We start from the raw sequence: 26,103 nt of genomic DNA on the forward strand, positions 1-26,103 counted from the left end.
CGAGGCATAGTTGAGGTTGGTATGATCTAAGACAAACATTTTTTTCGATGTTAATTGTGGTTGTAAATATTGATTAACCACTGTTGTTTGGATGTTAATAAACAAATTTTGTGACTCCCTAGAATATAACTTGGATCACCTTTGCTTGTTTTAGTTTCATATGACAGGAAGGGTTGGATAACTTTAGCCGTTGATGTGCAAATGGTGATAATAGCGAGAAAAATAGAGTTATATGGGGCAAGAGACGAACGGGCGATTTGATGTGGGGAGCACAATCAAAGTGTTGCAGCCTTATGATGTTTTAGAGTGGTTTTAATGCTATCGAGCACTACGCGTTGAAGCCTGGAGGGAGATTTAATTCTCGGTGATCAAATCACACAACGCGTATCTGGTGTGTGATTTGGTATTAAAGGTAAAAGAAGCTCTAAGTGTGGAAGAGCTTCTTTGGTGCATTCGTTTAGGTAAACCAAAGCCTATAGTATTGCTTACCTTTGGCGTCTTGCGACCAAAGTAAATCGGTAATCGTTAGACGTGAAGTAGTTACGGCTGTATTCAAACACCGTGTTATTGGCAAGGTAACCACGAGTACGTTTTTCAATGATAGGCTGAGCTGGGTCAATACCTAGCTGTTTCGCAACATCTTCAGGCGGAAGAATCGGCACCAATTCTTGCTCACTTCTATCAATCACCATGCCTTTGGTGTTCTCAATAAAGTCGTACTTTGATGTCTGCATCACTTGATAGGTGAGATCTGGGAATAGGGCAACAGGTAACCAAGTTTCTTCAACCGTGATTGGATTGTTGTCTATGAAACGAACACGCTTTACGTAGAAAACCAATTCGCCTTCTTTGATATCTAAATGCTCAGACATCGCCAAAGAACACGGCTTCATTTCAAAGGCCAGAACGTCACTGTGTGTAACCACATCCAAATGCGCCCATTTTTCTTGAAAGCTCGACTGTTTGTAGATGTCGTAATTGATCTTGTTCTCTTTGACGTAAGTGCCGCTGCCTTGAACGCTTTCAAGCTCATCGTTTTCGATCAGTAGTTTCAACGCTTGCCTAACCGTCACACGGCTTACCGAGAATACTTCACGCAATTGCGCTTCCGTTGGGAGTGCTTCTCCAACTTTATATTCACCAGAACTGATCTTTTCTCTTATTGCATCTGCGATTTGGCGATACATAGGGAGTCTTGCCATTTTTGCCTCATTTGTGCGCTAGAACAACTAGACTTTGATTAACAACCTGTACCTTAAATACGTAAATTTGCTCTATATAAGCCTTGCTTTAAAGGTTAGTGTGAGCGTCGTATCGGCGTTTTGTAGTACATATAATACAAATTAAACGATACATAACAAGCTTTCTTAAAGGATTTGCCAATACTATTTAAATACAAATTAAATACAAATGTGTATTGGTGAGATCGTGATCACGGATTAAATGTCTTGAAGTTGTATTATTCCTCTCGTCGGCAGGGACGACTGTCGTACTAATCCGTGACTATGGGACAAAGGTTATGAAACTTACTACTCTAACGAATAAGTCGCTCGTAAATCTGCAAACCACGTTTAGCAGTCGAGAAGAAGCGATTTACGCACTTGCTGACCAACTGGATCAGCAAGGCAAACTGCATGACAAGCAAGAGTATCTTGATGCAGTATTTGCTCGTGAAGAGCAAGGCCCGACAGCGCTTGGCGAAGGCCTAGCAGTACCGCATGGCAAGACTGACGCGGTTAAAGAAGCTGGCTTCGCTGTAGCAACGCTTAAAGAAGATATGAAATGGAAAGGCTTGGATGAAGACGAAGATGTAAATGTTATCTTCCTAATTGCGATTCCAAATGCAGAAGCGGGTTCTACCCACATGCATCTGCTCACTGCATTGACAACTACATTGGTTGACGACGATGTTCGCGAAGCGGTATTAAAAGCGACAACGGCTGAAGAAATCTTTGCGCTTCTTGATGGCGACAATCAACAAGAAGAAAAACAAGACAACTTAGATACAAATGCGCCGACAATTGTATGCGTTACTGCTTGCCCTGCAGGTATTGCTCATACTTATATGGCGGCAGAATACCTAGAAAAAGCCGGCAAAAAGCTTGGCTACAAGGTTCATGTTGAAAAGCAGGGCGCAAACGGTATTGAAGATCGTTTAACTGCGGAACAACTTAACAATGCTGTAGCGTGTGTGTTTGCTGCTGAAGTTGCGATTAAAGAATCTGAGCGCTTTAATGGCATTCCTCGTGTTGAAACCCCAGTTGCAGAACCGATTAAGCACGGTGAACGCATTCTTAATGAAGCGATTGAAGAGTCGAAAAAAGGTAACGGTGCAGAACGTAAAGTTGCTACCGACGACAAACCGAAGAAACTTCCGTTGAAAACTGAGCTTAAACAAGCACTGCTTTCTGGTATTTCTTACGCGGTTCCTCTTATCGTTGCCGGTGGTACTGTTCTTGCGGTTGCTGTTCTTATCGCGCAAATTTTTGACCTGCAAGAGCTCTACGCAACAAAAGATTCTTGGCTATGGATGTATCGCAAACTAGGTGGCGGCCTACTGGGTACATTGATGGTGCCAGTACTGGCGGCTTACACAGCGTATTCATTAGCAGATAAACCGGCACTTGGTCCTGGCTTTGCCGCGGGTATTGCAGCAAACATCATTGGCTCTGGTTTCCTTGGCGGTGTTGTTGGCGGTTTGATTGCGGGTTACGTGATGCGTTGGGTGAAAGAGCATGTTCGCTTAGGCCCTGCGTTTAACGGCTTCCTCACTTTCTACCTTTACCCTGTAATCGGTACTTTGGTGGCAGGTAGCTTGATGCTGTTTGTTATCGGTAAACCTGTAGCGTTCCTAAACCAAGGTCTGACGGATTGGCTGAACGGTATGTCAGGCACCAATGCATTGTTATTGGGTGCGATTCTAGGTCTGTTTGTATCATTCGACTTAGGTGGTCCGGTAAACAAAGCCGCTTACGCATTCTGTTTAGGTGCAATGGCGAACGGTGTTTATGGCCCATACGCAATCTTTGGTTCAGTAAAAATGGTATCAGCGTTCACCGTAACGGCTTCAACCATGATTGCTCCACGCTTATTCAAAGACTTTGAGATTGAAACGGGTAAATCAACTTGGCTACTTGGCCTAGCGGGTATTACTGAAGGTGCAATCCCAATGGCGATTGAAGATCCAATCCGTGTAATCGGTTCATTCTTACTAGGCTCTGTGGTTACAGGTGCAATGGTGGGCGCGGCAGGTATTGGTCTATCGACTCCGGGTGCGGGTATCTTCTCTATCTTCTTGTTACACGATTCTGGTTTGGGCGCATTCTCTGCTGCTGCAATCTGGTTCGGTGCTGCCATTGTCGGCACAGTGATTTCAACCATTACTCTTCTGATGTGGCGTGGTCACGCTGTAAAAAAGGGTAAGTTTGAAGCAAGTACTGCAACACAGAACTAACTGAATTTTGAGTTAGCTGCTAACTCACTGCGAAATCAATATATAAAAAATAACAAACAACTGGCTGTCCTAAATACCTGTGCTCCTAACGGTTTTATTCTCACAGATTCTGGGCGTGGTTTTCTGCACCCTAAATTTAGTGGCAGCCAATTTTAACCCCTTGAAAAACTTTAATTTAGTCGTATTTGAGCTCGAATTTAAGATTTACTCGAAGCGACACATTTAGGTAAATGATTATGACTACATCACGCGTACATATTACTCCACACATGCACTGGGATCGTGAATGGTATTTCACAACAGAAGAGTCTCGTATTCTTCTAGTGAACAACATGGAAGAAATCATGAACCGTCTGGAGAGCGATCCAGAATACAAATACTACGTTCTAGATGGTCAAACAGCCGTTCTAGAAGATTACTTCGCGATCAAACCAGAGAACACAGAACGCGTAAAAGCATTGGTTGAAGCGGGCAAGCTAATTATTGGCCCTTGGTACTCTCAAACCGACACAATGCAAGTTTCTGGTGAGTCAATTGTACGTAACATGATGTATGGCATTCGCGACTGTATGAAATTTGGCGATGCAATGAAGATCGGTTACCTACCAGATTCATTCAGCATGAGCTCTCAGCTGCCGATGATCTATAACGGCTTTGACATTACACGTGCAATGTTCTGGCGTGGTTGTTCAGAGCGTCATGGCACCAACAAAACAGAGTTCTTATGGCAATCAAACGATGGCAGTGAAGTGACTGCGCAAGTACTTCCGCTGGGTTACGCGATTGGTAAATACCTTCCTCAAGATGAAGAAGGCTTGCGTGCTCGTCTAGATAAGTACTTCCCAGTGCTAGAAAAGCCATCTGTGACTAAAGATATCTTGCTACCGAATGGCCACGACCAAATGCCGATTCAAAAAGACATCTTTGAAGTAATGGACAAGCTTCGCGAAATCTACCCAGATCGTGAATTCTCAATGAGCCGTTACGAAGAAGTGTTCGAGAAAGTAGAAGCGGCGCGCGACCAACTCGACACAATCAAAGGCGAGTTCAACGACGGTAAATACATGCGTGTTCACCGTACGATCTCTTCTACGCGTATGGACATCAAACTGATCCACGCAGAAATCGAAAACAAGATTGTAAATATCTTAGAACCGCTAGCGTCTATCGCTTGGACATTAGGCTTTGAGTACCACCACGGTTTGATTGAGAAAATGTGGAAAGAGAGCATGAAGAACCACGCTCACGACTCGATTGGTTGCTGTTGTTCTGACAAGGTTCACGCTGAGATCCTAAACCGCTACATCCTTGCGGACGATATGGCGACAAACCTGATTCATTTCTACAAGCGTAAGATTGTCGACCACATGCCGGATCGCGAAGGTTGCGACAAATTGGCGATGTTTAACCTTTCTCCGTACGAGCGTGAAGAAGTGGTGAACACAACCATCACTATCCGTGCTCAAGAATTTTCTATCTTTGATGAAAACGAAAACCCAGTTGAGTACTTCATCCAAGACAAGCGCCAAATTGACCCAGGTAAAGTAGACCGTCAAATCGTTCACTACGGTAACTACGACCCGTTCATGGAGTTTGATATTCAAATCAAACGCACTGTACCAGCAATGGGCTTCACCACGTTACACATTCAAGGTAACGAGAAGGGCGCAGTTAAAGTTGCTGAGCAGAAAGAATACTTGCTAGAGAACGAATACTACCGAATCAATGTAAACGACAACGGTACTCTGACTATTTTCGATAAAGAGACAGAGCAAGTATTCGACCAAGTGCTTCGTTTAGAAGACGGTTCTGATGACGGCGATGAGTACGATTATTCTCCATCTCGTCAAGAATGGTTACTGTATTCAGACGAATTCCCAGTGGAAACATCGATTGACCACCAAGGCTTCCAATCGGTAGCGAACATCGCTTTCCGCATGAACGTGCCTGCAAACCTTGCAGAGCGTGAAGAACGCACGGGTCAAAATGGTTTTGTTGAAGCGCAATGCCAAGTGGTATTGAAACAAGGCTCTCGCCGCATCGAAGTCCGCATGGAATTAGACAACCAAGCCGACGACCACCGTGTTCGTGTATTAGTACCAACACCATTTGTCTCTGAAACTGTCGTTGCAGATAACCAGTTCGGTTGTATTACTCGCCCGACCAATGACCCTGCTATGGCGGTTTGGGAAGAAGAGAAGTGGAAAGAAGCGCCAGTTCCTGTGTATCAGTTAATGAACTTTGCAGCGCTAGAAAACGGCAAAGCGGGCATGGCTATTATGTCGAATGGTCTACGTGAATTTGAAGTGATTGCATCTCAAGGTGACGAAAACCGAGATACCTTCGCACTGACACTATTCCGCGGTATTGGCGTGTTAGGTAAAGAAGAGCTATTGCTTCGTCCAGGTCGTCCTTCAGGTATCAAGATCCCGACACCAGATTCACAAGTGCGCGGCAAGTTAATGTGTGAATTCACGCTGTGTGGTTTCTCTGGTAACCACATTGACGCGAACATCATGGCGCAAGCACGTGACAATGTCACTCAAATCGAATGCTACAACAAGATCCCTTACAACGCGATGAAGCTGAATGTGGGCGAGCAAAATCTACCAATGAGCTTCAGTTTGCTATCGAAGCAACAAGCAGGTGCGGTTCTAAGTGTGCTTAAGAAAGCTGAAGACGAAGATGCGTTGATCATGCGTGTCTACAACCCAGCAGAAACGGGTTCAGTATCGGATTCAATCTCTTTCACTCAAGCAGTTTCAAGCTGGAAAGAGACAAGCATGGACGAGCGAGTACGCGAAGGTGATGTAGCATCTGAAGACTTCGGCCAGTTGGCATCTTGCCAAGCAAAAACATTCCAAATCAAATTCTAATTTCAATCACCCGCTCACCTTGATGGGCGGGAATGGTGAACGACAATGAAAATTGTAATTGCCCCCGATTCATTTAAAGAATCACTCGACGCTCATCAAGTTGCGTCTTGTATTGAGCGTGGATTTGCTGACGTTTTCCCTCATGCAGAGTTTGTGAAAATGCCACTCGCCGATGGCGGAGAAGGCACGGTAGACGTGTTGTTAGACGCGCTCAATGGTAAGAAGCAAGGGCTGCAAACGACGGATCCAATCGGACGTGAATGCACGGCTTACTGGGCTTCACTTGTACAACAGGTTGATGGAAAAAGCGTAAACGCTGCCTTGGTAGAGTTTGCCCAAGCTTCGGGCTTAGATCGATTAACCGTAGAAGAAAGATCACCTCTCACAGCATCATCTTACGGCACAGGGTTGCTGATCAAAGATGCGTTAGATAAAGGCGTGGAACAGATCATCATTGGTCTGGGCGGTAGTGCCACCAATGACGCGGGTGCTGGCATTTTACAAGCGTTGGGAGGCAAGTTATTCGACAAGCAAGGCAACGAGCTATCTGGTGGCGGAGCCGAGTTAAGCCAGTTAGCAAGCATCAATCTTGATGGACTACACCCTAGATGCAAAGAAGTGACGTTCGTGGTCGCGTGTGATGTGAATAATCCACTGTGTGGCGAAAGCGGAGCCAGTGCCGTGTTTGGCCCTCAAAAAGGGGCTTCACAAGCTCAAGTTGAACAACTTGATACTGCGATCGGACACTTTGCCGATATCGCTCAAGCGCGTACGGGTATTAATCATCGAGACACAGCTGGTTTTGGTGCGGCTGGTGGTACACCACTGGGGTTAAGTCTTGCATTCAATATCCAAATTAAAGCGGGTATTGAGATGGTACTAGATGCCTTGGGTGCAGATAAGGTTCTTGACGGTGCTTCACTGGTCGTGACTGGAGAGGGGCAGATGGACAACCAAACCCTGCAAGGTAAAACACCTTTCGGTATCGCTCAGCGAGCTCAAAAGCTGAATATTCCAACGATAGGAATTGCGGGCTCTTTGGGGCAAGACGTTGAAAAGCTTTACGGTTCAATGTCTAGCTTATTTGGAACTGTACGTTCACCTCAGTCTTTAGACCAAGTTTTATTAGAAGCGAATCAAAACCTGACTCGTACTGCCCGTAATATCGCCGGCACGCTCAAGCTTGGCAGCCAGATTTTTAATGAGAAGTAATTATGTCTCTATTTAAACTCGACAACGTTATTCAAAACTACGCATGGGGAAGCAAAGACTCCATTAACCAACTGTTTGGTATTGTGAACCCAAACCAAGAACCTCAAGCAGAAATTTGGATGGGTGCTCATCCTAATGGTTGCTCAAAAGTAGGCGATACCGGTGAGCCGCTTTCTCACATGATTGATGAAAATAGAATCGATGTCTTAGGTGGGTACACGGCGGCACGTTTCGGTGAACTACCTTTCTTATTTAAGGTATTAGCAGCTGAAACACCGTTGTCGATTCAGGTTCATCCGAATAAGCGTAAATCTGAATTAGGTTTTGAGCGAGAGAATGCACTTGGTATCCCTTTGAATGCGTCAAATCGTAATTACAAAGATCCAAACCACAAGCCTGAGTTGGTTTATGCGTTGACCTTCTACAAAGCGATGAATGGCTTTCGTCCAATCGACGATATTATTGCCTTGTTCGAAGAAGCAGATATTCGTTCGTTAGCGATTGAGCTTAATGTACTTAAAGCCAATGCCGACAGTGATTCTCTGAAGTCTTTCTTTAGCGCAATTATGTCTCTTGAAGGTGACCGCAAAGCGTCTGCGCTTAATGAGCTTTATGCTGCACATGCGCGACCAGCTAAAACGGTCATGGGGCGTGAAGCTCTGCAATACAGCATTGAATTCAAACAGCACTATCCGGGTGATATTGGTTTGTTTGCCCCATTGATGCTCAACACGGTTGAACTGGCGCCCGGTGAAGCGATGTTCCTGTTCGCAGAAACACCTCACGCTTATGTGCAAGGTACGGGTTTAGAGATCATGGCAAACTCAGACAATGTGCTGCGCGCCGGTCTTACACCCAAATACATAGACGTTCCTGAACTTATCGATAACACGATCTTTGAGCCGATTAAGCCAGAAGATATTCGTCTTAAGCCTGTATTGAAAGAGGGCAAGATGAGCTATCCGATTCCTGTGGATGACTTTGGATTTGATATCTTGTCTGCGACTGATGAGAGCAAGTCACAGTATTTACGTAGCGCGGAGATCTTGTTCTGTGTGGAAGGAGAGGCGACCGTCACTTCAGAAGGACGGTCAGTTTCTCTTAAACCCGGAGAATCGGTCTTTGTAAGTAGTAATTCAAGTGTTTACCAATATCAAGGGAATGGCATTTTGGCTCGTGCTTTTAACTAGTGCCCCCGTGCTAGCGATCAGCAAAAGAAATGTCAGAGTGCCACTGTAAAGTGGTACTCAATATTGGATTGATGGTTGTTACTTATCTGTTTTTGACAGCATTAATTATTGACCATACCCGCTACTCTTGCGGGTTTTTTTATAAGTAGAATGAGCAGATATAAGTGTGTACAAAAGATAAACCCTGCGATCAGAGCAGGGCTTTTATTGAATCAGTACTGAGTGACTGGTTAGGCAATGTGCGTCATTTTATTAAGCACAAAGGTTTCGATACAGTCTTCAGTCGCAGCCATGTACTCAGCGATGTGTTGGCTCGCTAAGTGTTTCTCTAGGTGAGCTTCAGACTCCCAGTTCTCATGAAAAACGAAGTGAGCAGGGTTACTGTTATCTTGGTGTAAGTCGTAGTTTATACAACCGTCTTCAACACGGGTTCTATCGATCAATTTAATCATCTCTGATTTAACTAACTCAATCTTATCTTCTTTAGAGACGATTGTTGCAATAATAGTCAGTTTGCTCATTTTCAATTCCTTAGGTCTAAACTCAGTAAGTTAAAGTAATATAGTTATAAATTCAGATTGAAGAAAGAGTTCTGGAATCCAATAACTATGGTTCTTGAAGCCCATAATTTAGACTTGAGAGTATTTGGCTAATGGCTAATGGCTAATGGCAAATAGGTTACGCTCATAAAAAAGCCCTCATAGTAATATGAGGGCTTCAAATAAGAGTTAAGCAGTGTCGTTACTGGTGCATTAAGCGGACTATCCTGCCTTAAGTATATTGTTCTATCTTAAGCATACTGTTCCACTGTCATTGCCCAATTTTTTTTCTGTTGCTCAAAATTCATTTTGATTTGTTGGTAACGAACTTTAAGTAGAGAGTGTTCGTACTTCTTCACAACATCTTCGCGTTTGCTTTCAAGTAGCTGCTTTTTGACTTCGTAATACTCGTTCATGTTTGATACTAGAGCATCGAATTCTTGTTGAAGTTTGTCTGCGATTTGTTGTTTGTCGGCACGATGCATGATCTTTTGCTGCGTGCGTTTAAGTAACATTGATGCTTCTGCTTTTTCGATACGAGCTTGAGGGGTTTTCTTAAGCTTGCTTGCCAATCCCATCAAAGAAGCACTCTTGATCAACCATTTTGTAGGATCGTATTGCCACCAGTAGATGCCGTTGCGGTAATCGTTCTCAAAGATGTGGTGGAAGTTGTGGTAGCCTTCGCCAAAAGTGAGTACTGCTAACACACCGTTATCACGGGCCGTGTTTTTGTCGGTAAAAGGTTGGTTACCCCAGATGTGGGCAAGAGAGTTAATGAAGAATGTTGTGTGGTGGTTAAGTACCAAACGAACCGCACCTACGATTAACAACATGCCAATCACGTCACCGTAAATCACGCCCAATGCAATAGGAACACCGAAGTTCATGATCAACGCCAGAAGAACATAGTGCTTGTGCTGCCACATTACGATCTTATCTTTCTTCAGGTCACGACAGTTTTCATAGTTTTCGTACATTGAGGTACTGTAGTTACGAATCATCCAACCAATGTGCGAGTACCAAAAGCCGCGTTTTGCAGAGTACGGGTCTTTGTCATTGTTATCCACGTGCTTATGATGCACACGGTGATCAGAAGACCAGTGTAACGCGCTGTTCTGCAGGGCAAATGCGCCACCTAATGCAAATAAAAATCTTAGGTTCGAATGCGCTTCAAACGCTTTATGAGACCATAAGCGGTGATAACCCGTTGTGATTGAAAGGTTACAGAACGTAAAACAGATTGCTAGCCATATCCAGTGCTCCATACCATAGCCAAAAAAGTAGCCATAAACGGGAGCCGCAACAACAGCAAGCAGCATACTAAAAGAGAATACAAAAATATTGAGCCAGATTAATGGCGGCTTTTTTGTAGATTGTTTGTCGGCACTATTCATTAGCAAATTTCCATTGAGCTTACATCTGTGCGCTAGAATATCAGCGTACACGTGTAAGTCAATATTGAAAGTGTAAACGTGTATTAGTATGTTTTGCTTAAATATTGTATAAAGGTAGTGTGAAATGTAGTAGCAAGTCATAAATGGAAGTACTAAGGGCTAATAAATGGAAATTAAGGTAGCTGAATATAAAGATTATGAGCGGATTGCCCAATTACACGCGGATAGCTGGAAGCTATATTATCGTGGCATTCTTGCTGATGATTACTTAGAAAATGATGTTTTGGAGGACAGATCTGTTATTTGGCAGACTCGTTTGATTAACCCTCCTTTTAACCAACATGTTTTATTGCTTGAAGAGGGCGGTTTACTGGTTGGTTTCGTCTGCGCGTTTGGTAATCACAACTTTGAGCGTGGCACGTTCATCGATGCGTTACATGTAGATAATGCCTATCGCGGTCGTGGTGTTGGTAAGCGTTTATTGTCTGAATTATCGAAGTGGTTGCAGCAATACTATTCGGATTCAGGTCTGTACCTAGAGGTGATGTCTGAAAATCACCAAGCGATTGCTTTTTATCAAGCGATTGGTGGTAAAGAAGAGCTAGAGCAAGTTTGGAATGCACCATGTGGAAGTCAAGTGAATGAGAAGGTGATTTCTTGGAGCTCTCCCGTTGAACTTGAACAGAAAACAGCAAGCATTGTGTATTCTTAGTCACTTCAAGTTGAATAATGGTTCCTTGCTCAACAGCTGCCTCTTACTGAAGTTGCTTTAAAGCTGAAGAACAAACCAAAAAGCCCCGAGCATTAAATTGTTCGGGGCTTTTTTGATTAGAGTAGACGTTTTAATTATTTGGCGTTTAGTCGCACCAAGTGATTTTTTCTTAAAACGAAGAGAGATTAACGCTTGTTCTTCAAGTAACGCTTACGACGCTCTTCTTTTTTCTTAATCTGTTGTTCGGCTTTCAGCGCAGCCGCTTCTTCAACTTCGATCAGCTCTTGTGTGATCATTTCTGGTAGCTCTAACGTTACTTTACCTAAAGTACCATTACGCAGTTCATGAAGTAGGATTTCAGAACATTTGTGAATGTCTATATGACCACCTGCACGAAGTGCGCCACGCTTACGACCAATCGCTTCCATCAATTCGATGTCAGACTCTGGAAGCTCTTCAATTTGGTAGCGTTCTTGCAAAAGATTAGGGTATTGCTTTGCAAGGTACTCGACTGTGTAGAATGCCACTTCATCGTATTCCATTGCCGTATCTTTTACAGCGCCTGTTGCAGCCAAGCGGAAGCCACTGTGTGGGTTTTCTACTTTAGGCCATAGGATTCCAGGAGTATCTGAAAGGATCACGCCATTTTGTAGATTGATACGTTGTTGACGACGAGTTACCGCAGGTTGGTTACCAGTAACCGCGATCGTACGTCCCGCTAAACAGTTGATGATGGTCGATTTACCCACGTTCGGGATGCCCATGATCATTGTACGAATGTTCTTACCCATTTGTTCACGGTGCGGTGCCAGTTTACGTACTAGCTCCATAACGTGGTTAACTTCTTCTTTAGCGCTAGTAGTAATCGCAATCGCTTTAACGCCTTGCTCTTTCTCGAAGTGTTCAATCCAACGCTGAGTAAGTTCAGGATCCGCAAGGTCACGTTTGTTCAACACTTTTACACAAGGCTTATCGCCGCGCAGTGAAGAGATCATTGGGTTTTCACTACTGAACGGGATACGAGCGTCCAGTACTTCGATGATCACATCAACCTGTGGGATAACTTCTTCGATTTCTTTACGGGCTTTATGCATGTGACCCGGAAACCATTGAATAGACATAGAGATAAACCTTGATAAATATATTTGCTGCACATTGTAAGGGTTGGATGATACGTGTAAAGGTATATCTCTCCCGACCTTCAATGAGCTCAGTGAGTTTGCTTGAAGTATAGGCGACTTAGTGATGTTTATTTAACTTAGACTGATCTAATGAAGGTGAAATCCATTACTGTTGTGAAGCATAAAAAGCCGCAATATCTTTCAAGTCTTGATCATTGAGTTTACTCAGTTGTGTTTGCATCATCTCAGCGTAAGCGCCTTGTCTATCACCGTTTTGGTAAGCTTTCATTGTGTTATAGAGGTAAGTTGAATCTTGGCCAGAAAGTTTTGGGTAAGCAGTGTTACTTGTTTCACCCGTGGGGTTATGACAGAAAATGCAACTTGGTGACTTCATTTTACCCAGTTCAGGATCGCCAAAATTAGAGGCATGAAGGCTAGGGGAAAGAGTGAGTAATAGTAAAGTGAAGGAACGGTAAGTCATGCTTTTGCTCCGGTAAAAACATAACAATAAAGCTTACCCTAAGGGGAAGCTCAAGTCCGAATTGCTTTAGATGCTTTAGATGCTTTAGATGCTTTATGCTTTAGATATTTTAGAAGCTAATAGTGTTGACAGTTACAACTGACTTCGTTCTGTTAGGCGAGTAGAGGGCTTAAGAAGTGATGTTTTGTGAGTTCAAAAATTCTATTCGTACCTTAGAGGGCAGAATGTAATTAAGTCACTGGTGATATGATTTAAACTTCGTTGTTCAGTCTAACTGTGATTTTATGACGGAGGGGGATAATAGAAGATCACCTTTTCAAGGGCCTAAATTATAATACGATCTGTTGTAAAAATAACTGCAATCCAGTGTCTCTATATTTGTGACTCAAATATTAACTACATGCCTGGTTGTATAATAGTCTCTAAACTATTGATAAAATTTTCTTTTCTTATTGCTTCTTTTCGGTTGGTTACGTTTATTTTTTTATATATATTATATACATGCGTTTTTACTGTACTTTCTGAAATAAATAATTCACTTGATATCTCTAAATTTGTATCTCCTCTGATAACTCGTTTAAATATTTGAGCTTCTCTTTTTGTAAGGGTAGATAATATTACCTGTGACTTGAATGTTTGGGAGCGCGCATTGGATAAAATATGCGACATTAACTTCCTCGGTAACCATAGGTCGTCATCACAAACCGTTTTCAAGCAACGTGTAAGGTGTTCTACAGGAGCATCTTGATAGATTATGCCCTTTATATTAAACATGTTGAATAGTTGCATTACGGTAATACTCTGTCCGGTAATATCAGAGGGAACGTCATAGATTACCCATTTGTTGGACTCTACTTTTGATAAGGTGATGTAAACATCTTTGATGTCAGCTAAGAGTAAGTAACTAATGAGAATGACATCAAACGTCTTGCGATGATTCGAACGTTCAATACCTGAAATACATTCGCGACTAAAACAAAAGTCACTGTATTTCTCTATTTCTCGTTGAATAAACTGGTTATTTATACCGTTATCGCCAATTAGGAGCATGTGCTTTAAATTATTTTTACTGTTATGCATACTTTACTCCGAAACTGACAAATCGTGTTGTGATTATATGATACTGGGTTTTATATAATTGCGTTGCATATCTCAGGATTTATATAATTACATATTTAAGGCTGCTGTGAAAGGAGGGGTTCTATAGAAATTTGTAATGTATCGTCATATATTCCTCCCGGTTTGTTCTCTGTTTCCCCAATTACAAAACTCAAAGGAATAGGTTGACCGATCGTAGCCGAAATACGCTGAATTTTTGCATCAAGTTGACCGAGGTTTACTCTATCGTTATCTAGGGAAAGTTCGTATGGAATATCCCATTTTGTCTCATCAGATTCATGACGTAGCATCCCTTGATGGGATGATTCCAATACGATGGTATACGCTGTATTACTTTGCACCCATAGGTTCGGTGCAGAACGAATAATCTTGTTTGAATATAATGTTCCTAGATCAAGGTCATAATGCTGTTGAGTTAACCCATAAAAGTGAACTTTTGCAGCTGGTGGCACGGTAACAGATACTGGGAGTGAGCTAGGGCTAATCTCTATTTGTTGGTTGTCTGAGGTATAAGAGGGCGACACTTCTAAAAGCCCCCGGTAGGTTCCTGACGCTAGCCACTGTTTGCTTGGGAAACGCATTTGTATGGTTGTTGAAGGTTGACTGTCGGTTAATGATACATGCCACTGATTGGCGATTGGCACACCCACTTGTCCACTCCACTCGAAGTTGAGTTTGTCTTGGTTTACCCCTTTTAACGTCCGACTAGTATCATTAAGTTGTAGAACCAAACTCAATTTACAGTCTTCGCCAATTATATTCGCATCGATCCTATAAGTATTAATTGTTGCGTAAGTACCTGTGTTGAACACGTCGTATTGCGACTCGGATGAGACGGGTTGAATCGTCAATGCACTAGCTTCACATGCTAATACAGAGGATACAGAATTTATGGCGATGAGGAACCATCCTCCCCACCGAAGTTGTTTAATCCACATACACATCTCCTAGTCTGATCAAGTTGTCACTGCGCTCGCTGAGAGTAATGACGGCTGACTCTTGTCCTTTAGTGTCAAGAATCAGTTGATATTTCCCTGGCTTTAACCCAGATATCGCAAATATGCCACTCCGATTGGTAAAGAAGTCAATCGGTAACTGTTTAGCTTCACCAAGGTAATGTGCTACACCAGCGACAAGTGAAATTGGATTGTTACTTTGACGGTCGTATAGCTTACCAATCACGGTTAAGACCGCATCGGAACCAATTTGTAGTTGGAAGCCCCGCTTGTAATCAGGCTTAACCCAAAAAGCACCATCCCCCAAATCATATCCCGGTGGTAAGTTATCGACCTCATAACCGATGACTTGGCTATTATAAGCAACAAGATCAGGGACCATGGCACTGGCATCTCCGTTAAGGTAAACGCGTGCGTACTCTCCATCTTTTGTTGGGTCTAATGCCACGTCATTCTCTGCGAGGCTTTCGTGCTTGCTGACAATAGCGAATGCTTCTCGGACTGGTCTGCCGATCGTTATCGATGAACCTGCAAACGCAAGTGCACTGCTGATGGTCACGTCGGTACTGTGGTTTCTTGTGTCACCACTAATGTCGTCAAGTCGCGAGGCATGGGTGGCACTCAATTCGTAACGGTTTGCTGTATAGTTAATACCAGCGTCCATATCGGCGTCCGTTTCTTCATTCGTAATGACACTCGCAAAGCCTGATATCCCTCCGGTGTTACCTATATTATTCTGATAGCTGTAATCTAAGGCGGCTTCTCTTAGCTCTGTACTGTAACGACCGACGACACGAGTTTGTCGGCTAAGAGGCCAACTTATGGTGAGCGTAGTGCTGATGTCATCGTCTTTACTGGCGTGATCTTGATAGCTAACACGGGCACTCCAAGTCGCGTGAGTATCAAACAGTCCGTCCCATAAACTCGGGCTAATTAGCCAATAGTCGTTCTCTTTGTCTATTCCTAAACGGTAATTGACTGTCATGGCGGCACGTAATGATCGACTTAGATAAATCGAACCGAATGCAGAAGCATAATGAGTGGTTAAGTTGATGTCTTTATCGGAGGCGTCAAACCCAGCAACACCAGTAAAATTGTTGCTTAGATACTCATAACTAACACTCAGTTGTGGAGCCAGTGTATTCTTGCTGGAAAATTCCGCATCGAATGCAAATTTGTAAGCATCGCCGTTTCCTAATACAGGATGTTCGCTACGTGAAGCATTGAGTTCAGTGACTCCCCATCTAGAAGCGATGAGTGCGGTAGTACCATATTGGTATAAATCTTCACGGGTTTGAAAGTTGGTACCTAACGTTAACCAAGGGTTAATCCCCACATCAACATAACCATGGAAAATACGCTCATCGGTTAGGTATTCTAATTGTCCATTTTGGAGTTCAGAGGGTGCTCCATACATAATGCTATATTCAAACTCACCGCTATTGAGTAAGTCGTTACCCGTCGCAATAGAAAACTCGATACGCTCTTCATTCCCAGAACGATCGGTAATGACGAGTACAATATCGTTACTACCTTGCGCAAGAGGTATATCACTCAGGTTGTAGCTACCAGCGCCTAAGGTCAATCGTTGGACTGCAATCCCATCTATATAGACATCGACATTCGAGGCTCTTTGAAGTGTGAATGGTTGATTGGCTCGTGGTCGTGCATTTCTGGTTGGAATCAGTGTGAAATCTCGAGTTAAGCCAATACCAAGTATATCGGTACTGTCCTGAAAAGATTGGCCACTGTTGTACATATCGCCGAGCACAAGTCGTGTACCTTGCTGTGCAAAGTCAATATTAAGACGAGTTCCTTCTCTCACATATTGTGACTTTTTCGATGAACCATTTTCTAAATAGGATTCATATTCAAAATTGAAAAAACCAATGTTAAGTGCAGAGTCGAATTGACTGCGATAAAGATCTTGCCTTGACGATTTTTGATCGACATATTGGCTCTCATTGGCGGAAAGGGCGACGTTAACGTATCCGCTTAACAGACTTGGCTCAGCATAGTTATAAAAATCATCTGCGCCGTTCATCGAGAGTTGCTGGGTTAAGCTAAATTCTGGCGGAACCGTCACGATACATTCCAACGAAGAAAAGTCGAAATTAAGTCCCAGCCCTACGCTCATAAAGTGGTGCTGCGACAGCATCTCATCGTCTGTCGTGTCATGGAGCTTACCAATACCTTCTTGAGTGACGACAGACGAAAGGAGAGACAGCGTACTTTCCTTTGGCAAAAGAATTTCGTTGTTTGCGGTAATGATAATGTCCGCTTCACCAAGAATGGTGTCACTTATCCTTAGTAAAGAGGTAAGTTGAATGTCGCGTCCTGTCGGGTTCAATACCATATCCTGGCCCCAAGCTACAGGGCTTAAGGCGGCACAATAAAACAGTACTAATCCCAAGACATAGAAAACTTGCCACATCTTGTGAGAGGTTTCAGTTTTCATATCCATGATAAGTGCCTACTGGTAAGTAATTTAAAGAAGAAGGCAAAGTAATAGTCGAGCGTGGTGGAATAAACTGTTCACCTAAAGCCTCATGTACCTTTTGGTTCTGAGATTCGAGCCCCTTAAAATGAAGTAACGATGTATAGGTAAATCGCGACCCTGAATTAGTGAGTGTTAGTTTTCCTTGTTCATCTATATGTAAGTTCACGTCAGGCTCTAGCGAGGATGAGTGAATGTGCAACAACGCATTGTAGTGAACTTGCAAATTGATACCGGTTGTTAAACTGGTAGGGCTGTCCATTTTTTCGTTGTTTTGACCAATATTTACGGTACTGAAACGAACAAAGTAACTTTGGGAAGTTTCGAGTTGGCGGTTTCCCAACCATTGTATACGGAATACTTGACGTTCACCGGGTGCCAACATAGCGGCAGGTGGAAACACAAACATCACCTCACTCGATAGATCTGATGTTTGGAACGTACCATCAGGTAAGAATTTCAAACGACGAACGTTAGCTTCAAGTGGGAGATCCCGCGTTGAGTTGTTAGTCACAACCAGTTGCGATGTTGCCCTGTGATCGGTATTGAGTTCAATGACGGTTGGAAACAGTGTTATGCCAAGCGCTTGTGCACACAGAAAACAAGAAATGAACCCACCAAAAATATAACGTCTCATTGCTACTGATCCTGCTCGATTTCAATCGATAGCGTCTCTACATTGTAATTTTCAAGTGGCTGCATTTCGAAAAAACGAGTGGAATAGGGAAGAACTAACGTTCCTGGAATACGTTTGGCGATTTCTACGCCTTTTAAATAGGTTGATTTTTTGCCGTCAGAAATTTTCCATGTCGTATTGGTTAACCGACCATAACTATTACCGCTGTTCAGTACTTCAAGGACCCATTTGTTATTCTTGTTATTTGGTTCGATACTTTTAATTTCTAGTTGAGAGGCAGTGTTCTGAGGTCGCACGTTGATAAGCGTATTAAACTGAAGTAACAGACTCACTTGCCCTTGGTTGCTACTTGCTCTTTGAACTTTCACTTGCTTAACAGCAATACGAAAAGCTTTTGACTCTGTAATGGACGGATCGCCTAAATATCGGACCATAATAGATTGCGAACGTCCAGGCTCTATAATTGCAGTTACTGGAATCACTAATAGCTCGTCATCTGCAGGCGTCGTGGTCTCTTTTCCGTATTCATTCATAGTCATAAATACTGGAGACAGTTCGACTGTGAGTGGTTCGGTAGACGAATTCTCAACCCTCATTGTCATTTGAGCTCTTTTACCAAGTGGCGTCATCTCCATAGACATCGGCTCTACTTTGAACGCATGAGCTGACAAACAAGTGAGTGACAATAATAAGAGAACAGTCCATTTATGCATGATCCATTTATACATCGCGATGAGCTCCAAATTAAACTAGAGTCGTAATACAACTGAGGTTAAGTTTTAATACAACAAAGGCTTAGATGAAGTCGGAGGCCAAATAATAGCCCCCGACTTATTCAACCTCTAATTTGAGGTGATATTTACGGTTAACGTATCTGAATAACCACCTGCCCATGGGGAGGTTTCTGTTGTCACAATATCAATGGACGCGGCAACACCAGTCGCCAATACTCCTGAACCACCATAAGAGTTACTGATTGAAACGTCATTTAGGCCTGGGCCTCCTGGCGCATTAAGCGTGAAAGGAGCTAAGCCTGAAGGGTTAAATGTTGCTTCGTATGTAAGAGCGTAGTCTTCGCTATCATCGGACTCTAGACCACCCTCAGCACTCGTCAGTGTTACAGTTGCACCATCGACGTCATTACACTTCATGTTAAGGCCACTAACAGAAAGGTTTTGAATTTGAGATACATTACCAAAGTCCATCAGTTGTGTTGAAAGACCAGTAACTTCACATACAGGTGAAACAAAACCAACTAGCTGGACATCACCAGGAGCGGCTTGAACTTGAGCACCAAAAATAGCTGTGACTGTTGCTGCGTAGAGTGTTAGCTTTTTCATTAGAAATTCCTTTATCTTAAATGATTGGCTCGAATACTGCTGAGCGTATGTTGTTCTGCAGATACATTGCAGAGCTTTTACTTGGTCACGCTATGAATCGAAGGGTAAACTTCGATCTCAATAACGTCTTGATAATAACCCGCGAAACGCAAGCTATTTTCGAGTGCTACCCTAAGGCTCCCCTGTTGAGAGAAAGGAATAACACCAGAACTGTTTATCATTACTGGTGAAGTAAGTTGGCTGCTGTGCCTACTTTCATAAAGACGAAGCTCGTCTATTTGTAATGACAGATTATAAGTTTCAATAATATCAACCCCTTGGTGTTGATATTTTAAGCCTCCATATTTTGAATTAATCGTTATACCCAACGGACGGTTACAATACATATTAAAAGGCAATAGTTGCACATCACGGTGTTCCGTAAACTTCATGACATTGCCAGAAAAGAAATTTATTTCGCATCGATCTTTGATCTGGCCATTAATTCCTAACGTTAAGGTGTTAGCACTGGTGTAGAATGAAAGTGACAGACTAAAAATTAACGTTGAGACGATGAATTTGTGAATAAATACGAATGCTCTAATCATCATTTCACCTCTCATTGATTGAATGTAACCTGTTGCTTAACTTTCAAAACTATAAGTGCTTTAAAAAATGGTGAAGTAGTAAAAAAAGTTTATTATTTAGACGAAGTATGAGTTTTAGTATGAGTTTAAGGTAAGGTATAAATAGTACATTTTTAGATAATAATTTTGTTTTCAATTAGATAGGCAGTTTTTGACCCACAGTTAAATTTACGAGTGGATTTTTATTAATTGATAAAATTAGAACTATGGTCTACGGCGTTATTTTTGGTGAATTTTTCGATGGATTATTCTTCCAGGAATATTTTATTTTTAGTTTTATTCACTGGTTTATAATTTGAATGTGACGATTTTAAATTGTAATAGTGAAAAGTGGCTATCTATATTAGTTGGTAATTTCTATTTAAATTAGCCTCTTACGATGTTTTTTTAGAATTGGTGTGTTTTATTCTTAAATACCGTACGCATGGCAAATAAAAATTAAATTATTACGATTAAATTATTTGATTTTATCGTGCATGAAAAATTTAATCTCACAAATGAAAATCGAAATTTAACGATAATTTAATACTTAAACGCAGGTTTAATACATAGAAGGTATTCACATAGGCCAAAACAAGATTGCGTTCTGTTGCAGTTAATTTAGTTGAGTCTATTAGGCAGATTAGTCGGTATAGGTATAGGTGAGGTGGAAGAGGTGAATGATTTTTTTTAAAAGACTAAAGCTTCGTAAGGGAAGCTCTAGTCTTAATTGCTTTAATGTGAATCTTGTTCAGCGTTAAAGCGCACTTTCCAACTTAGTTAGGAAAGTCGCGATGTCTTTTGAACTGATATCTCTATGAGTAACAAAACGTACAGGGTTACCTGGTGACATTGTAATGCCTTGCTCTCCTAACTCCCGTGCGATACGGTTAATATCAATCGACTGATCTAACTTCGCAAACACAATATTAGTCTGAATGAAATCAGGGTTAACTGAGAAACCTTCTAACTTGCTTAGACCAATCGCTAGTTTTTTTGCGTTTTCATGGTCTACTTTAAGTTGAGCCACGTTCTCCGTGAGCGCCATTTTACCTGCTGCAGCAAGAATACCAGCCTGACGCATACCACCACCGACCATTTTACGTAATCGACGAGCTTTAGCGATGTACGCTTTGCTACCAAGAAGTAGAGAGCCAATCGGAGCACCCAAACCTTTTGATAAACAAATTGTCATCGAATCGAAGTGTTGTGCGATCTCTTTAATGTGAACATCTAGTGCAGCCGCCGCGTTATAGACACGCGCGCCATCTAAGTGCATTTGCAGGCCGTGTTGGTTTACGAACTCACGCGCTTCCGCTAGGTAAGAGACTGGCAGCACTTTACCATTGATTGTGTTTTCTAAACTAAGAAGCTTAGTACGAGCAAAGTGGCTGTCGTCTGGCTTAATCGCAGCAGCAAGCTTTTTAAAATCTAACGTGCCGTCAGGGTTGTTCTCGATTGGCTGAGGTTGAATCGAGCCTAATACTGCAGCGCCGCCAGCTTCGTATTTGTAGTTGTGCGCTTGTTGGCCACAAAGGTATTCGTCACCACGCTCACAGTGCGCCATTAAACCCAGTAGGTTGGCCTGTGTGCCGGAAGAAGTGAACATAGCCGCTTCAAAACCGGTTTCATTTGCAGCCCATTGTTCCAGTTCGTTGACGGTTGGGTCATCGCCATATACATCATCGCCTACTTCTGCATTTGCCATTACATCACGCATAGCTTGCGAAGGTTTAGTTACGGTGTCAGAACGAAAGTCCATGTTTATCTCCTAGAGTACTATTAGGTAGTCATATAATTGGCTATAGATGGCCACATAGTTGGGCTTTGCTTAAACAAGCGATGGTTTTGGTATCGGTAATTTGATCGTTGCGAATTTTATGTTGCAGTTCTTCCAAGCTAAGTTCGATAACCTCTATTACTTCATCTTCATCACATTCAAAGCGGGTAGTAAGGCTTAAGTCTTTTGCGATGAACAAGTGTTGGATCTCATCACAGAAGCCAGCTAAAGGGGTAACTTGTCCCAAGCTCTGGAAATAAGTTGCACTGTAACCCGTTTCTTCTTCGAGTTCGCGTTGTGCACATTGAAGAGGTGTCTCATCAATTTCCATCGTGCCAGCAGGGAGTTCCAAAAGCCATTTTTTAAGAGAAGGACGAAACTGGTTAATGAGGATGATTTTTCCAGACGAAGTGATAGGAAGAATAACGGCCGCGCCGGGGTGGTTTATTGTTGTATGTTTTACCACGACGTTCGTAGGGAGCGTCACGTTCTCTTCTATAAGAGAAATACTTTTCCATTGATGGATAACTTTACTCATGCAATCTGGCCACTTTCCTTGCCAATTTTTCTTATAACTGAAGACGTGTACCACCATAACGTCTATGGTGTCGAAAATAAAAGAAAAATTAGGGTTAACAATAGATTTAGTTTCACACCATTCGTGATGCTACTCTCATAATTGGAATCTATGATTGCGCGAAAATTGCAGCTTAACCATCTGATATAAAGGCAACTCAATAATAAAAGATACTTGTAACAAAGTGCTAACAAATGTATAAAAACGTATCTACACTCTCAACTGTTCAAAGATTTTCGGAGTAACGCATGAACCCTTCTATTTCCTCACATGCTGACAAGGCGCTACTCTCTGAAAGAATCAATAAATTAGCGCATGCTCTCTCTGATGGCGTTTATGAAAGAGAAGACACCATTAAGCTTTGTTTACTGGCGGCTCTGGCTGGCGAAAGTGTGTTCCTATTGGGCCCTCCGGGTATCGCAAAAAGCCTTATCGCTAAACGCCTCATCCAGGCTTTTGACAACAGTAGCTACTTCGAATATTTGATGACACGTTTCTCTACTCCTGAGGAAGTGTTCGGCCCACTAAGCATTCAAGAATTAAAAGACAACGGTCGTTACGTAAGGCTGACCGAAGGCTACCTACCAACCGCGCAAGTTGTATTCCTTGATGAGATCTGGAAAGCAGGCCCTGCCATTCTCAATACGTTACTGACTGTGGTTAACGAAAAGACATTTAAAAACGGCGCAGACATTGAGCGTGTGCCGATGCGCTTGTTGGTTTCAGCGTCTAATGAACTTCCAGACGAAGACAGCGGCCTAGAAGCACTTTATGACCGAATGTTAGTTCGTGTGTTCGTCAACCGTATTCAAAACAAACAAAACTTCAAATCGATGCTAACGACAGGGACTTCTCAAGAAGCCGTCATTCCAAAAGGGTTAGCGATTACAGACATTGAATATCATCAATGGCAGAAAGAACTCGATAATCTGGAGTTGACGGATAATTCGTTTAACAAGTTATTTGAGCTAAAAACCATGCTTGAAGACACGGTTAAGAAGCAAGGCTCAGCATCCGAGTCGGATTTGTATGTTTCGGACAGACGCTGGAAGAAAGCGGTCAAACTATTGAAAGCGAGCGCATTCTTCAGTGGTCGTGATAGCGTTAACCCGCTGGATATTATGCTTTTACAGGATTGCTTGTGGCATAGCCCTGAATCTCGCGATGTGGTTCGTAGCGTTGTAAAAGATTTTGCGTTGAACCGAGCGTTTGATCAGCAAGAGTCTAAATCTCAAATCGAAATGTCTCGTGAAGAGCTAGAAGAGATTCAAGATGATGTTGAATCGACTCTCTCGGTGTCGCTCTCTGTGGAGTCAACCAGTGGCTTACGACGTAAAGACGTTTACCAACATGATATCAAGAACGCGAAAATGTACAGCGTCGGTAGCGCATACAATCTTATTAAATTGGTTATGCTGCAAAGCAATATGTCGGTGTCTGAATCTGAGAAAGGCGATAGTCGTTGGGTGTATGTAGCCAAAGATGATTTTGACCGCGTTTTAAAAGAAGGTCATGGCGACATTTATGGTTACGTAAACGAAAACAAAAATCTATGCCGCTTAAAGCTCGACTTGGATGCATCGAATCAATTAGTGATCAAAGATATTGCTAATCGTTCTGTATTGGTGAGTGTGGTGACTACTGACGGTTTAGATCAAGAACTGTATAACAAGTGGTTGAACGGCGCTGAGAAAGCCCTAGAACAGTTAACTGCAGCTGAATTCAAGTTAAAAAGAGTACGCACTGAATTCCATGACGCATTACCGCATAACTATATTGACCCTGATTTACCGAAAGCGATGGAATCAAGCTTACAGGCGGTAACACAAGAGCTTGAAACGACAAAAGTGAAGAGTAGCAAGATCGCGCAACGCATTAAGTTCATGAGTCAGTACTTTGAGTAAGAGGGGGAGCATATGTTAGGAGCTGACGGCTTAAACCTCGCTTTGATGGTGGCTGACTCAGGTATCATTGATACCGCGATGAATGATCTTATCGCTCGTTCTCAAGTGATGATGGCTGCTGAGAATAAAGGTGTGAAAACATCAGTCAAAAACCACTTAGTTAAATGGCGCGGTAAAGTAAAAAAACGCGTCACTAAAGTGTGTGAAACCGACCGTTTCCAAGAGGAAATCGCACTTTACCAAGAAGTGATTTACTGGGATGAATCTCAGTTTTTTGACGAGATTGATCGCGTTATTAAGAAGCTGGAGTGGCACTCAGCATTTTATCTACAAGCAAGACGTTTGATGGAAAACAATAAAGGTGTTTATAACGCGATGTTTCCACATTACTTTTGTGATCAATGGTACCAATCGCTGTCAGATGCCATCAAACAAGCTCAAGTCACCGAACTCGAAACAAGCAAAGAAAAAGTCTTAGCTGATCTTTATCAGCGCATGGAAACCATGAAAAACATGGACAAAGTGACAGAGTCGGGCGATGAAGGCAGTGTAGGGCGTTTGTGGGACATGGCATCGGCCAAATTAAGCAAAACAGACCTAACCATCATGAAGCGCCACGCTGAGTTTCTGAATAAGCACAAGGGTTTGCAAGAGATCGCAGAAAAACTAGGACGTATGGCTGGTGAGGAAGATGATCCTTCGCTACACAAAGCTCCTGTAGAAGAACTGCAGATGGTTGAAGAGAAAAGCGATGAAGCGGTCGATGATATTGTTGGGATTCACGAAAGTGATGATCTCAACAAGATGCTGCCAAACGAAACCATGTTCCTCGCTTACCCTGAACTTGAGGTTATCTTTTATAAGCACTTGGCCGACAAGCGTTTATTGAGCTATCGTTCGCAAGGTAAATCACGGACATTACGTAAAGTAAAAGCGCAAAAGCCTGATAGCAAAAACGTCGATATTGAAAAAGGCCCGTTTATCGTCTGTGTCGACGCTTCTGGTTCTATGAGCGGTTTCCCAGAGCAGTCAGCCAAAGCTATGGCTTATGCTTTGATGCAAATCGCGCTTGCGGAAGAGAGAGACTGTTACGTGATTCTGTTCTCTTCTGAGCAGATTACCTATGAGTTAACAAGGCAAGATGGCCTGCGTGAAGCGAGTGACTTTTTAAGCTACTCATTCCATGGCGGTACAGATTTAGAACCTGTTCTGATGAAGTCGATTGATTTGATGACGGGTGACAAATACAAGAACGCAGATTTGATCGTGCTTTCTGACTTTATTGCTCCTAAGCAGTCTGATGAAATGATTGCTCAGGTTGAAAAATTGAAAGAGCACAAAAACCGTTTTCATGCGGTTAGTCTTTCGAAATATGGCAACCCACAACTTATGACGATGTTTGACCATTGTTGGGCTTACCATCCAAGCCTAGTCGGTCGTTTTATGAAGAAGTGGTAACGTCGAATTCCTTAATTTGCTCCATTTTGCTGCGTGTTTATTGATTGAAGAGATCGAACATGCAGCAATTTGATTTAAATGTCAGCAAACGGAATTGAAATTCATTTTTTTGTTTGACTATCTCCCCGCGATCCGTAAAGTAGGCACCCGAACACAGCGGTGTGGCTTGCTTTAGCCCCTAAAGTGTTGAATTGAAAAGGCGCCTTGGCAGAGTGGCTATGCAGCGGATTGCAAATCCGTGGACCTCGGTT

General features: G+C 42.6%; 21 protein-coding genes. 7 read left to right on the forward strand and 14 right to left on the reverse strand.

Annotation, left to right across the window (positions count from 1 at the left end; genetic code table 11):
* Window positions 1–485: 485 nt before the first annotated feature.
* Window positions 486–1,202, reverse strand: a complete 717-nt coding sequence (locus ACED28_RS03795) for a GntR family transcriptional regulator (protein ID WP_004731293.1) — start codon at window positions 1,200–1,202, stop codon at window positions 486–488.
* A 317-nt stretch (window positions 1,203–1,519) separates the two neighbouring features.
* On the opposite strand from ACED28_RS03795, the gene mngA reads away from it, so the two are divergent.
* The 4 genes from mngA (at window position 1,520) to manA (ending at window position 8,732) form a co-directional block, all read left to right on the forward strand.
* Window positions 1,520–3,454: a PTS 2-O-a-mannosyl-D-glycerate transporter subunit IIABC gene (gene mngA, locus ACED28_RS03800; RefSeq protein WP_371709316.1), complete on the forward strand. Its 1,935-nt coding sequence runs from the start codon at window positions 1,520–1,522 to the stop codon at window positions 3,452–3,454.
* Between the two features lie 236 nt (window positions 3,455–3,690).
* Entirely contained in the window at window positions 3,691–6,330 is a 2,640-nt protein-coding gene (gene mngB / locus ACED28_RS03805; RefSeq protein WP_371709317.1) for a mannosylglycerate hydrolase, read from the forward strand.
* 45 nt (window positions 6,331–6,375) lie between these two features.
* Window positions 6,376–7,542 (forward strand): glycerate kinase, encoded by a 1,167-nt coding sequence (locus tag ACED28_RS03810; RefSeq protein WP_371709318.1) that lies wholly within the window; start codon window positions 6,376–6,378, stop codon window positions 7,540–7,542.
* Window positions 7,543–7,544: 2 nt separating this feature from the next.
* On the forward strand, window positions 7,545–8,732 hold the full coding sequence (manA, locus tag ACED28_RS03815; RefSeq protein WP_371709319.1) for a mannose-6-phosphate isomerase, class I: 1,188 nt from the start codon (window positions 7,545–7,547) through the stop codon (window positions 8,730–8,732).
* 230 nt (window positions 8,733–8,962) lie between these two features.
* Here the strand turns inward: manA and ACED28_RS03820 are convergent, their stop codons facing one another.
* Together ACED28_RS03820 and ACED28_RS03825 are read right to left on the reverse strand one after the other, a co-directional pair.
* Window positions 8,963–9,253, reverse strand: coding sequence for a putative quinol monooxygenase (locus tag ACED28_RS03820; protein ID WP_102250016.1), 291 nt, complete (start codon window positions 9,251–9,253; stop codon window positions 8,963–8,965).
* A 269-nt stretch (window positions 9,254–9,522) separates the two neighbouring features.
* Complete coding sequence (locus ACED28_RS03825; protein ID WP_371709320.1) at window positions 9,523–10,665, reverse strand: acyl-CoA desaturase; 1,143 nt, start codon at window positions 10,663–10,665, stop codon at window positions 9,523–9,525.
* Window positions 10,666–10,831: 166 nt separating this feature from the next.
* On the opposite strand from ACED28_RS03825, the gene ACED28_RS03830 reads away from it, so the two are divergent.
* Window positions 10,832–11,377 carry a GNAT family N-acetyltransferase gene (locus tag ACED28_RS03830; protein WP_009845441.1) on the forward strand — a complete coding sequence of 182 codons (546 nt, stop codon included), beginning with the start codon at window positions 10,832–10,834 and terminating at the stop codon, window positions 11,375–11,377.
* Between the two features lie 185 nt (window positions 11,378–11,562).
* Here ACED28_RS03830 and ylqF read toward each other — a convergent pair whose 3' ends face one another.
* The 11 genes from ylqF to ACED28_RS03885 form a co-directional block, all read right to left on the reverse strand.
* The gene (gene ylqF / locus ACED28_RS03835) at window positions 11,563–12,498 is read right to left on the reverse strand and encodes a ribosome biogenesis GTPase YlqF (protein ID WP_017069126.1); all 936 of its coding nucleotides are present in this window, start codon (window positions 12,496–12,498) and stop codon (window positions 11,563–11,565) included.
* 166 nt (window positions 12,499–12,664) lie between these two features.
* Window positions 12,665–12,979 carry a cytochrome c gene (locus ACED28_RS03840; RefSeq protein ID WP_009845439.1) on the reverse strand — a complete coding sequence of 105 codons (315 nt, stop codon included), beginning with the start codon at window positions 12,977–12,979 and terminating at the stop codon, window positions 12,665–12,667.
* Window positions 12,980–13,375: 396 nt separating this feature from the next.
* The gene (locus ACED28_RS03845; protein WP_371709321.1) at window positions 13,376–14,059 is read right to left on the reverse strand and encodes a LuxR family transcriptional regulator; all 684 of its coding nucleotides are present in this window, start codon (window positions 14,057–14,059) and stop codon (window positions 13,376–13,378) included.
* A 95-nt stretch (window positions 14,060–14,154) separates the two neighbouring features.
* Complete coding sequence (locus tag ACED28_RS03850; RefSeq protein ID WP_371709322.1) at window positions 14,155–15,036, reverse strand: hypothetical protein; 882 nt, start codon at window positions 15,034–15,036, stop codon at window positions 14,155–14,157.
* Entirely contained in the window at window positions 15,026–17,518 is a 2,493-nt protein-coding gene (locus ACED28_RS03855) for a fimbria/pilus outer membrane usher protein (protein ID WP_371709323.1), read from the reverse strand. The genes ACED28_RS03850 and ACED28_RS03855 overlap by 11 nt, the downstream gene beginning before the upstream one ends.
* Window positions 17,502–18,188 (reverse strand): molecular chaperone, encoded by a 687-nt coding sequence (locus ACED28_RS03860; RefSeq protein WP_009845435.1) that lies wholly within the window; start codon window positions 18,186–18,188, stop codon window positions 17,502–17,504. Before ACED28_RS03860 ends, ACED28_RS03855 begins: the two co-directional genes overlap by 17 nt.
* 2 nt (window positions 18,189–18,190) lie before the next feature.
* Window positions 18,191–18,916 (reverse strand): molecular chaperone, encoded by a 726-nt coding sequence (locus ACED28_RS03865; RefSeq protein WP_009845434.1) that lies wholly within the window; start codon window positions 18,914–18,916, stop codon window positions 18,191–18,193.
* A gap of 114 nt (window positions 18,917–19,030) precedes the next feature.
* Complete coding sequence (locus ACED28_RS03870) at window positions 19,031–19,528, reverse strand: hypothetical protein (protein WP_009845433.1); 498 nt, start codon at window positions 19,526–19,528, stop codon at window positions 19,031–19,033.
* Window positions 19,529–19,605: 77 nt separating this feature from the next.
* Window positions 19,606–20,130: a hypothetical protein gene (locus ACED28_RS03875; protein WP_017097466.1), complete on the reverse strand. Its 525-nt coding sequence runs from the start codon at window positions 20,128–20,130 to the stop codon at window positions 19,606–19,608.
* Between the two features lie 760 nt (window positions 20,131–20,890).
* The gene (gene ltaE / locus ACED28_RS03880; protein ID WP_009845431.1) at window positions 20,891–21,895 is read right to left on the reverse strand and encodes a low-specificity L-threonine aldolase; all 1,005 of its coding nucleotides are present in this window, start codon (window positions 21,893–21,895) and stop codon (window positions 20,891–20,893) included.
* Between the two features lie 40 nt (window positions 21,896–21,935).
* Window positions 21,936–22,451, reverse strand: a complete 516-nt coding sequence (locus ACED28_RS03885; RefSeq protein ID WP_009845430.1) for an NUDIX hydrolase — start codon at window positions 22,449–22,451, stop codon at window positions 21,936–21,938.
* Window positions 22,452–22,738: 287 nt separating this feature from the next.
* Here ACED28_RS03885 and ACED28_RS03890 point away from each other — a divergent pair, with 287 nt between their 5' ends.
* Complete coding sequence (locus ACED28_RS03890) at window positions 22,739–24,394, forward strand: ATPase RavA domain-containing protein (RefSeq protein ID WP_012600558.1); 1,656 nt, start codon at window positions 22,739–22,741, stop codon at window positions 24,392–24,394.
* Window positions 24,395–24,406: 12 nt separating this feature from the next.
* Entirely contained in the window at window positions 24,407–25,852 is a 1,446-nt protein-coding gene (viaA, locus tag ACED28_RS03895; protein WP_017097464.1) for an ATPase RavA stimulator ViaA, read from the forward strand.
* Window positions 25,853–26,103: the final 251 nt, after the last annotated feature.

The sequence above is a fragment of the Vibrio sp. 1F253 genome, assembly GCF_041439295.1.
Lineage (GTDB): Bacteria > Pseudomonadota > Gammaproteobacteria > Enterobacterales > Vibrionaceae > Vibrio > Vibrio tasmaniensis_A.